Below are 2,627 nucleotides of genomic sequence, written 5' to 3' on the forward strand. Positions count from 1 at the left end.
CAATGAGCCTGAGATTTTCCGTGGTTCCCTGGGTGAACTCCGCCGTGATGTTGACTTCGGGAAGGGCGTTGTTGACGCACTGGGCCAGGGGGGAGCCTATATTGTAAAATATCCCCCCGACCGTGGCAGTTCCCATGGAAAGCTGCTTGACTCCCGCCAGGGATTGCCCGGCGAGAAGGACCACCAGCAGGAACATTAAAGTGCCGATGAACAGGGCCGGGGCCCTATGCCTGCCTCTTATTCCCTTGGGTTTCATCTTTTCCCTCCTTGATTCCATGATGGATTCAATGTAATTCTCTCCTCATGCCGTTTTTCTGGTCCTTTTTGAAAAAATCACCTCCTTTCGACCATTCGCCCCATAAAGGAGTAACCGGGTTCCCGGTGAATCTTATGAACAATCTTGAACTCTGAGAAATCTTCGCCTGAAGGCCCAAGGTTCTCTCATTCCCCGAATGGGACAATAAAGAGTAATATTGATAGTGCTTGGACGATGTTCTTCTTTTCCCTCCGCCGCCCGGGTTATCCGTCACTTCGTGGAAGACTTGAGCCGGTCTCTCACGGCGAGCAGATGCTCCTCAAGCAGCCGCCCGGCCTCCGCCTTGTCCTTCCGAATGATCGCCTCCAGGAGACGTTCATGGGAAACCACGGCCTTTCGTGTCATCTCCAGGTTCGGCTTCAAGCGCAAAAGCAGGTTTTCGAGCAGGGCCAGGATGGAATCCACGACAATGACAAAGACATGGTTCTTGGAGGCTTTGGCCAGAATCCTGTGAAACTCAATGTTCTTGTCCGTCGCCATCACCTTCATATCGATTTTCCGCCTCGCCTCCAGCATGTTCTTCCGGAGGGCGGCGATGTCTTCCTCGTCGGCTCGATCAATGACGTCTTCAAGCACAATCTTTTCGATCTTCAGCCGAGCGACAGTCAACTCCTCCAGGGTGACCTTCTCCATCTGAAAGGCATCAAGAAACAGGGAAGTGATTCGATGGAGCACGGTGTCGCTGATGATCGGCCCGCCCCCGTATCCCTTCTGGATCGTGATGAAACCGGAAAGTTCCAGGATCCGCAACGCCTCACGGATGGTCTGCCGTCCAACGCCGAACCGGCTGGCGAGTTCAACCTCAGGAGGAAGCTTGACACCGGGCTTAAGAAGGCCTTGGATAACAAGCTTCTTGATCTCCGAAGCAACTTCCTCGAAGGTTCTCCGGCTCTTTACCGGGCTGAACAGAATCGCCTGATCTACTGTTTTGTCTTCTTCACTTTCCTTTGTCATATGTATCCACCTCCTCCTTCACCGGGCCTTACGGGCATCATGGCTCCCGCTCTTCCACCCGTTCCTCAACCCGGCAAAACCGCCCTATTCAAGCTTCAAAAGGCGCCTCGCGTTCCCTTCATAGATCTTCTTCCGATCCTCCTCGGAAACGGGCAGATGATCCACGATCCTGATGGTCTCCCGGATATACCCGGGTCCCTTTTCAGGATCAAAGGGACTGTCCGAAGCAAAGAGCACGTGGTCCACGCCGAAGAACTCCAGGCCACAGATAGTCCCTGCCATGGAGCCGAAAAGGGCCGTGTCCGCGTAAAACATCTTGAAGTAGTCGAGGTGGGGTTTCTTGAGTTTCTTCAGAATGACCGAGTAGTCCTCGTCCGAGGTGCGGCTGCCAAGCTGGTCCCACCCGGGGCCTACTCGTCCCTCGAAGTAGGGAATCATTCCGCCCATGTGGTGGGTGATGATCTTGAGGTTGGGGAATTCATCGAAATAGTATCCGAAAACCAGCCGCGCCATAGCCACGCTGGTCTCATACGGCCACCCGAAGGTCCACCAGATCTCGTACCTGGATTTGTCTTCAGTAAGATAATCCGGGAAATTCGCGCCACGGCAGGGATGAAGCCAGATCGGCAGATCGTATTCAGCCATCTTGCCGAAAAGGGGTTTGAGTTCCGGGAGGTCCAGAGGTGCGCCGTTCACGTTGGTGTAAAACTGGACTCCGACGGCCTTCAGTTCCTCGATGGCCCGTTCCGTCTCCCGCAAAGCAGCATCTGGATTGTTCAGGGGCAGGGAGGCGATAAAGCCCGGAAACCTGTCCGGATACCTCTCAACGTACTCGGCAAGGCCGTCGTTGGCGGCCTTTGCCAGGTCAGGAGATACATCCGGCCCCGCCAGCTTTTCTATGGGAGGCGAGGCAAGGGAAAGGATCTGGGCATAATCCTCGAACTGATCCATCACCCGGAACCTCGCATCCAGGTCATAGAGGACGGGAACGTTCCTCACCCTCTTTCCCATGTCCTTGTAATCCGGGTTTACCTGCATCATCCTCTCAAAGTATTTCTTCGGAAAGATATGGTTGAAAATGTCAAGCTTCATGGCCCCCTCCTTTATTGATGGATCCGCTCTATAAATGTATTAATGTCAGACATTACATATCATCTCTATTCAGGTTTCGGATGTCAATAAAAATCCGCATCTGCCCTCAAAAAAACCCTATCTAGTGCCCATCCATAAATGAGAAAATTTGTGGTTCTTCCGGAAAAACGATACCTGGGGGTTGTCAAAAAAGAATGGACATGGCAGGACTCCGGTTGTTTGACAACAATTCAAAAGCCGGAGGAGGTCCTGAACATGTCCACAT

Annotated in this window: 3 protein-coding genes; all 3 read right to left on the reverse strand. The window is 53.0% G+C overall.

Going from position 1 to position 2,627, the window contains the following annotated elements; all coding sequences use genetic code 11:
* Nucleotides 1–256 (reverse strand): hypothetical protein (locus JRF57_16435; GenBank protein MBW2305281.1); only part of this gene is annotated, 256 nt, incomplete at its 3' end.
* A gap of 270 nt (nt 257–526) precedes the next feature.
* Nucleotides 527–1,270 (reverse strand): FadR family transcriptional regulator, encoded by a 744-nt coding sequence (locus JRF57_16440; GenBank protein ID MBW2305282.1) that lies wholly within the window; start codon nt 1,268–1,270, stop codon nt 527–529.
* Nucleotides 1,271–1,354: 84 nt separating this feature from the next.
* The gene (locus tag JRF57_16445) at nt 1,355–2,362 is read right to left on the reverse strand and encodes an amidohydrolase family protein (GenBank protein MBW2305283.1); all 1,008 of its coding nucleotides are present in this window, start codon (nt 2,360–2,362) and stop codon (nt 1,355–1,357) included.
* Nucleotides 2,363–2,627: the final 265 nt, after the last annotated feature.

Source organism: Deltaproteobacteria bacterium (genome assembly GCA_019310525.1).
In the GTDB taxonomy this organism is placed as follows: Bacteria; Desulfobacterota; DSM-4660; order Desulfatiglandales; family HGW-15; genus JAFDEE01.

What these genes read in the sequence shown, in the direction of transcription:
- JRF57_16440 (MBW2305282.1), bottom strand. Translation starts at nt 1,270, where the DNA reads ATGACAAAGGAAAGTGAAGAAGACAAAACAGTAGATCAGGCGATTCTG.
- JRF57_16445 (MBW2305283.1), bottom strand. Translation starts at nt 2,362, where the DNA reads ATGAAGCTTGACATTTTCAACCATATCTTTCCGAAGAAATACTTTGAG.